The organism is Pontibacterium sp. (assembly GCF_041587635.1).
Classification (GTDB): Bacteria; Pseudomonadota; Gammaproteobacteria; order Pseudomonadales; family Balneatricaceae; genus Pontibacterium.
This window is the reverse complement of the sequence record NZ_JBFGYC010000198.1, coordinates 1-6551: the sequence shown is the minus strand read 5'-3', so window position 1 is coordinate 6551 and position 6551 is coordinate 1. Positions and strand designations below refer to the sequence as shown.

Sequence of the window (6551 nt, the reverse complement as noted above, 5' to 3'; positions counted from 1 at the left end):
TCTACTTCCGTACAACTGACATCACTGGTGCTTGTGAGCTGCCAGAGGGTGTAGAAATGGTAATGCCGGGTGACAACATCCAGATGGACGTTACTCTGATCAACCCAATCGCGATGGAAGACGGTCTGCGTTTCGCTATCCGCGAAGGTGGTCGTACCGTTGGTGCAGGTGTTGTATCTAAAATTATCGAATAAAAACCGATAATTAGGTGTTGCCAAACACCGGGGGGGTGCATATAATGTGCCTCCCTATTACGCAGTAGGCCAGTGGCTCAATTGGCAGAGCAGCGGTCTCCAAAACCGCAGGTTGGGGGTTCGAGTCCCTCCTGGCCTGCCAATCCTTCTCGGGATTGGCATCACAAAGCAGTAGCTTTTCTAAAATTCTGAGGCTTCCAAACGTGAACTCTAAAGTGTCTTCCGAAGGTTCAAAATTCGATGCTCTTAAATGGGTAGCGGTTGTGCTGGTGGTTGCCGCCGGAGTTGTAGGTAACTCCATCTACGCGGAAGAATCGCTTTTCTATCGTGTCGTTGTGCTAGTGGTGCTGGCGCTGGTTGCGGGCTTTGTTGCCTTGCAGACAGCTAAAGGGCAGGCATTCTTTAACTTGTTTAAAGAGGCCAAAGCAGAAATTCGTAAGGTTGTATGGCCTACACGTCAAGAGACTGGTCAGACTACGGCAATCGTTGTGGTTGTTGTGCTGATCGTTGGTCTGGCGCTGTGGGGGCTGGATTCATTATTGAGCTGGCTTGTGTCCGGTGTGATCGGTTAAGAGGTTATTGGCATGTCTATGCGTTGGTATGTTGTACATGCGTATTCCGGTTACGAAAAACGCGTGATGAATACGCTGAAAGAGCGTATTGAGCTGCACGAAATGCAGGATTTCTTTGGTGATGTGTTAGTGCCCACCGAAGAAGTGGTTGAGATCCGCGAAGGTAAGAAGCGTAAGTCCGAGCGTAAGTTTTACCCGGGTTACGTACTGGTGCACATGGACATGAATGATGAGTCCTGGCATCTGGTTAAGAATACTCCTCATGTGCTTGGTTTTATCGGTGGTACTGCAGGTAACCCTGCGCCGATCACCGAGAAAGAAGCAAATGAGATTCTGCAGCGTGTTGAAAGCGGTGCGGATAAGCCTAGGCCGAAGACAGTCTTCGAGCCGGGCGAGATGGTCCGGGTTACCGATGGGCCATTTGCTGACTTTAACGGTGTTGTTGAGGAAGTTAATTACGAGAAGAACAGGCTGCAGGTTGCAGTGCTGATTTTCGGTCGCTCCACGCCGGTTGAGTTGGAATTTGTCCAGGTCGAAAAGGCCTGAGGTAACAAAAATTTGTAAAAAACTCTGCCTCTGAAGGGGCGGGGTTTTTGCGTTTTAAAGAAACGGGGAGCCGTAAGGCGCTTGTACCCAAATGAGGTGATTTCAATGGCTAAGAAGATCGAAGCTTATATCAAGCTCCAGGTCGCTGCCGGTCAGGCTAACCCAAGTCCACCAGTTGGTCCAGCTCTGGGTCAGCACGGTGTGAACATCATGGAATTCTGTAAAGCATTTAACGCTGCTACGCAGAGCATGGAAAATGGGATGCCAATCCCAGTTGTGATCACTGTGTACGCTGATCGCAGCTTCACTTTCATCACCAAAACTCCACCGGCATCTGTACTGCTGCTGAAGGCTGCAGGCCTGAAGAGCGGTTCCGGTCGTCCTAACACTGAGAAAGTCGGTACTGTTACCCGCGCTCAGCTGGAAGAGATTGCGACTACTAAGATGGCTGACCTGACAGCTGCTGATATGGATGCCGCTGTACGTACTATCGCAGGTTCTGCGCGTAGCATGGGTCTTGTTGTGGAGGGTCAGGAATAATGGCTAAGCTGTCTAAGCGTCAAAAGCTGATCAACGAAAAAGTTGATAGCACTAAACAGTATGCAGTTGCAGATGCTGTTGCTCTGCTGACTGAGCTGTCTACCGTTAAGTTCAAAGAAACTGTTGAGCTGGCTGTAAATCTGGGTATCGATCCACGTAAATCTGATCAGGTTGTTCGTGGTTCTACTGTACTGCCAAACGGTACTGGTAACGATGTTCGCGTTGCTGTTTTTGCTCAGGGTGAAAATGCTGAGAAAGCAAAAGCTGCTGGTGCAGATGTGGTTGGCTTTGAAGATCTGGCTGAGCAGATCAAAGGCGGCGATCTGGACTTTGGTGTTGTTATCGCAACCCCAGACGCAATGCGTGTTGTTGGTCAGCTGGGTCAGATTCTGGGCCCGCGTGGTCTGATGCCGAACCCTAAAGTTGGCACTGTAACTCCAGACGTTGTTACTGCTGTAAATAATGCTAAAGCCGGTCAGGTGCGTTTCCGCGCTGACAAAAATGGCATCATCCACGCGGGTGTTGGCAAAGTAGATTTCGATGCTGCTGCTGTTAAGAGCAACGTTGAAGCACTGCTGGTTGACCTGAAGAAGGCTAAGCCTGCTTCTGCCAAAGGCGTGTATGTGAAGAAAGTTACTCTGTCCACTACTATGGGACCGGGTCTGACTTTGGATCAGAGTTCTCTGGAATTCTAATTCTGAGTTAAAGGTTTTTTGAGGGTCTTCGTTCCCTCTTAATAGAGACGAAGGCCGTCAAAGACCGCAGGTGGACTGCAGTCTTCTGATTGTAGTTCTTAATGGGAAACCAGCCTGCGCAGACGGTGAGATTCCTTGTGAATCTAAAACCACCGTACTCAAGCTTCGCTTCCCAGTGAAGTGATTGGTAAACAGTCGTAAGACTAAATCCAGGAGTAAATCGTGGCATTAGGACTCGAAGACAAAAAAGCGATCGTCGCTGAAGTCCAGGAAGCTGCTAAAGGCGCTCTTTCAGCGGTAGTTGCGGATTCTCGCGGCGTTGCTGTTGAAGATATGACTGCTCTGCGTAAGCAGGCTCGTGAAGCAGGTGTGTGGCTGAAAGTTGTTCGTAACACACTGGCGCGTCGTGCGGTTGAAGGTACTGACTATGAGTGTCTGGTTGACACTTTCAAAGGTCCGTCCATCATCGCTTTCTCTACCGAACATCCGGGAGCAGGTGCTCGCATCCTGCAGGATTTCGCTAAGGGTAACGACAAGTTCGAGCTGAAAGCAGCAGCATTTGAAGGTGAAGCAGTAGATATCGCTATGCTGGCAAGCTTGCCAACATACGACGAAGCTATTGCGAAGCTGATGATGTGCATGAAAGAAGCAGCAGCTGGCAAGCTGGTTCGCACTATTGCGGCCGTTCGCGACCAGAAAGAAGAGCAGGCTGCGTAAGTTACTTACGCAAGCGGTTTTTAAAAGATTCAACGGGCTATGTGGCCCGAGATTATCAGGAAATACATCATGTCTCTGACTAACGAAGATATCCTTAACGCAATTGCTGAAATGTCCGTTAAGGACGTAGTTGTTCTGATCGAAGCAATGGAAGAAAAATTCGGCGTTACAGCTGCTGCTGCAGTTGTAGCTGGCGGCGCTGCTGGCGGTGACGCTGGTGCAGCTGAAGAACAGACTGAATTTGACGTTGTTCTGACCGCTGCTGGCGATAAGAAAGTAAACGTAATCAAAGCAGTACGTGCTGCTACCGGCCTGGGCCTGAAAGAAGCTAAGGCTATGGTTGACGGCGTTCCAGCGGCTGTTAAAGAAGGCGTTAGCAAAGAAGAAGCTGAAGAACTTAAGACTGCCCTGGAAGAAGCAGGCGCATCTGTTGAAGTTAAGTAATAGCTTCTTTGCATTACAGAGCAGCCTATAGCTGCTCGAAGTGCTGATGGCTGGTGGCAAATTGCCACCGGCCTTTTTCCGTTATTTATAGACAGCAAATAATTAACGGCAAGACAGACCGGGAGCATTCCTTCTGGACTGTTTCTCACTTGGTGCACTTGCTGGGGAACACTGATGGCTTATTCATACACTGAAAAGAAACGCATCCGTAAAGACTTCGGCAAATTGCCGCAGGTTATGGATGTGCCTTACCTGCTTGCAATCCAGATCGATTCCTATAAGCGGTTCTTGCAGCAGGGATCCGATGTCGCTGAAGTTCGCGATGAAGGTCTTCACGCAGCGTTTAGTTCTGTTTTTCCAATTGTTTCATATTCCGGAAATGCATCTCTGGAATACGTCGGCTACCGCCTCGGTGAACCTGTTTTCGATGTAAAAGAATGCCAGATGCGCGGTATCACCTATGCTGCACCGCTGCGCGTCAAAGTTCGCCTGGTAATCTACGACCGTGAATCTAGTAATAAAGCGGTTAAGGATATCAAGGAGCAGGAAGTATACATGGGCGAGATGCCCCTGATGACTGATAACGGTACCTTCGTCGTGAATGGTACTGAGCGTGTTATCGTGTCTCAGCTGCATCGCTCTCCGGGTGTGTTCTTTGATCATGACAAAGGTAAAACACATTCTTCCGGTAAGCTGCTTTACTCCGCGCGTATTATTCCTTACCGCGGTTCTTGGTTGGACTTTGAGTTTGACCCGAAAGACAGCCTGTTCGTACGTATTGACCGTCGCCGTAAGCTGCCAGCAACTATTTTGTTGCGCGCGCTGGGCTACAGCTCTGAAGAAATTCTAGATATCTTCTTTGACAATACTTCATGGACACTGGACAAAGATACGATCCGCATGGAATTGGTGCCGGATCGCTTGCGTGGCGAGACCATGACCTTTGAGGTGAAAGATCCTGAAGGCAATGTGATCGTTGAGCCAGGTCGTCGTATTACTCCACGTCACATTCGTCAGATGGCGAAGGCGAACATGGAGCATCTGGAAGTACCTGCAGAATATCTGGCAGGTAAAGCGATGGGTAAAGACATCGTTGATCCGACTACCGGTGAATTGCTTTGCGCGTCCAACGCTGAGATCACCGAAGACCTGATCGAAAAAATGCAGCACCTTGGCGTAACTGAGTTTGAAACTCTGTACACCAATGAGCTGGATTGTGGCGCGTTTATCTCCGATACCCTGCGTAATGACCCAACTCGCAATCAGCTGGAAGCATTGGTAGAGATCTACCGCATGATGCGTCCTGGCGAGCCGCCAACCAAAGAATCCGCAGAAGCGCTGTTCGAGAATCTGTTCTTTGCAGACGAGCGTTATGATCTGTCCGGCGTTGGTCGTATGAAGTTCAACCGTCGTCTGGGTCGTGATGCAGTCACCGGTCCTGGTGTGCTGGATAAAGAAGATATTCTGGCGGTAATGAAAACCCTGATCGAAATCCGTAACGGTTTCGGTACGGTCGATGATATCGATCATCTGGGTAACCGTCGTATCCGTTCTGTTGGTGAAATGGCAGAGAATCAGTTCCGTGTAGGTCTGGTGCGTGTTGAGCGTGCGGTTCGCGAACGTCTGAGCATGGCGGAATCCGATAACCTGATGCCTCAGGATCTGATCAACGCTAAGCCAGTGGCTGCAGCAATCAAAGAGTTCTTTGGTTCCAGCCAGCTGTCCCAGTTTATGGATCAGAACAACCCGTTGTCAGAAGTCACTCACAAGCGTCGTGTATCCGCGTTGGGCCCAGGTGGTCTGACTCGTGAGCGAGCGGGCTTTGAGGTGCGAGATGTACACCCGACTCACTACGGTCGCGTATGTCCAATCGAGACCCCTGAGGGTCCGAACATCGGTCTGATCAACTCGCTGGCTGTATTTGCCCGCACCAATGACTACGGTTTCCTGGAAACTCCATACCGTCGTGTTGTTGAAGGCGTGGTTACCGACGAGATCGATTACCTGTCTGCGATCGAAGAGAACAAATACGTTATCGCACAGGCGTCCGCAGAGATGGACGAAGGTAAGCGTCTGGTGGAAGAGCTGGTTAACGTTCGTCACCTGAACGAATTCACCGTGATGGCGCCGGATAAAGTGCAGTACATGGACGTGTCACCACGTCAGGTTGTATCTGTAGCGGCATCCCTGATTCCGTTCCTGGAACACGATGATGCCAACCGTGCATTGATGGGTTCCAACATGCAGCGTCAGGCTGTTCCAACATTGCGTGCTGATAAGCCGCTGGTTGGTACGGGCATGGAGAGTAACGTAGCGCGTGACTCCGGTGTATGTGTGGTTGCCAAACGTGGCGGTATCGTGGAGTCCGTTGATGCGGGCCGTATCGTTGTGAAAGTACGCGATTCAGAAGTGGGTGCAGGCGATGCAGGTGTAGATATCTACAACCTGACCAAATATACCCGTTCTAACCAGAATACCTGCATTAACCAGCGCCCAATCGTTTTCCCGGGTGATGAAGTTAATGCGCGTGACATCATGGCTGACGGTCCGTCCGTTGATATGGGTGAGCTGGCGTTGGGTCAGAACATGCGTATCGCGTTCATGCCTTGGAATGGTTATAACTTTGAGGATTCCATCCTCATCTCTGAGCGTGTTGTTCAGGAAGACCGCTTTACCACTGTACACATTCAGGAACTGACCTGTGTGGCGCGTGACACCAAGCTGGGGCCTGAGGAAGTGACTTCCGATATCCCTAACGTAGGTGAGTCTGCGCTGGCGAAACTGGATGAGTCCGGTATCGTTCACATCGGTGCTGAAGTGGGCCCTGGCGATATCCTGGTCGG

Annotated in this window: 7 protein-coding genes, 1 tRNA gene and 1 pseudogene; all 9 read left to right on the top strand. The window is 50.3% G+C overall.

Annotation, left to right across the window (positions count from 1 at the left end; genetic code table 11):
- Positions 1–194: pseudogene (locus ABYW01_RS11065) on the top strand (elongation factor Tu); the annotation flags it as partial.
- 66 nt (positions 195–260) lie between these two features.
- Positions 261–336: transfer RNA gene (locus tag ABYW01_RS11060), tRNA-Trp, on the top strand.
- A 61-nt stretch (positions 337–397) separates the two neighbouring features.
- Positions 398–766: a preprotein translocase subunit SecE gene (gene secE, locus ABYW01_RS11055; RefSeq protein ID WP_193952481.1), complete on the top strand. Its 369-nt coding sequence runs from the start codon at positions 398–400 to the stop codon at positions 764–766.
- A gap of 12 nt (positions 767–778) precedes the next feature.
- Entirely contained in the window at positions 779–1312 is a 534-nt protein-coding gene (gene nusG, locus ABYW01_RS11050) for a transcription termination/antitermination protein NusG (RefSeq protein WP_372832711.1), read from the top strand.
- 105 nt (positions 1313–1417) lie between these two features.
- Positions 1418–1852 carry a 50S ribosomal protein L11 gene (gene rplK, locus ABYW01_RS11045; protein WP_193952483.1) on the top strand — a complete coding sequence of 145 codons (435 nt, stop codon included), beginning with the start codon at positions 1418–1420 and terminating at the stop codon, positions 1850–1852.
- Positions 1852–2547 (top strand): 50S ribosomal protein L1, encoded by a 696-nt coding sequence (gene rplA / locus ABYW01_RS11040; protein WP_193952484.1) that lies wholly within the window; start codon positions 1852–1854, stop codon positions 2545–2547. The genes rplK and rplA overlap by 1 nt, the downstream gene beginning before the upstream one ends.
- Positions 2548–2769: 222 nt before the next feature.
- Positions 2770–3264, top strand: a complete 495-nt coding sequence (gene rplJ, locus ABYW01_RS11035) for a 50S ribosomal protein L10 (RefSeq protein ID WP_372832710.1) — start codon at positions 2770–2772, stop codon at positions 3262–3264.
- A 69-nt stretch (positions 3265–3333) separates the two neighbouring features.
- The gene (gene rplL, locus ABYW01_RS11030; protein WP_372832708.1) at positions 3334–3708 is read left to right on the top strand and encodes a 50S ribosomal protein L7/L12; all 375 of its coding nucleotides are present in this window, start codon (positions 3334–3336) and stop codon (positions 3706–3708) included.
- Between the two features lie 174 nt (positions 3709–3882).
- The coding region (gene rpoB, locus ABYW01_RS11025) for a DNA-directed RNA polymerase subunit beta (protein WP_372832706.1) at positions 3883–6551 on the top strand (2669 nt) is incomplete at its 3' end.